General features: G+C 71.0%; 1 pseudogene. It reads right to left on the minus strand.

Annotation, left to right across the window (positions count from 1 at the left end):
* A pseudogene (locus J7528_RS24005) lies at positions 1 to 345 on the minus strand (beta-xylosidase); the annotation flags it as partial.
* Positions 346 to 583 lie beyond the last annotated feature (238 nt).

The raw sequence follows: 583 nt of genomic DNA on the forward strand, positions 1-583 counted from the left end.
GTCATAGACCGGCCGCCCCTGGGCGTCCTCGGTATAGGCGTTGGTCGAGCCCCACTTCAGGGCCGGCGCGCCGTCGCCCGAGGTCAGCAGGTTGTGGGTGCGGAAATAGACCCGGTCGGGCGCTAGGCTCCCCAGCGTGGCCAGGGTGGAGCGCCCGTCCTTCATCGTCGCGTAGTTCGGCTCGTCGGCCCCGAAGAACCGCCAGACCGGCTTGACGGGGCCCAGGGGGCGCGCGGCGTCGACGGTGATCGTGACGGGAAAGGGCTTGTTGTCCTGGGCGCGAACGGGGGGCGCCAAAGCCAGCAGCCCAAGCGCCAGCACGGCGGCCGCGAACCGTTTGCGCATGAGGGTTTGGCTCCGGGGGCGGCTGGCGTTGGAGCGGGCGGGTCGCCGCTCGCGTCTAGTCAGACAAATCGATCCAGGGGCGGCTGTCAAACGCGGACCAGGAGGGGACGCGCACTCACATCGCCCCCGGCCTCACCTGTCCCGACGCCCGCCCGCAGCGGCGAGGCCGCGCCTTGAAACCTTGGCTGCCAGCATGCTCTGGGGTCTGACCGAGTCAAGGATCGCCTCCGGCGACCGC

This window comes from Caulobacter sp. (genome assembly GCF_017744445.1).
Lineage (GTDB): Bacteria > Pseudomonadota > Alphaproteobacteria > Caulobacterales > Caulobacteraceae > Caulobacter.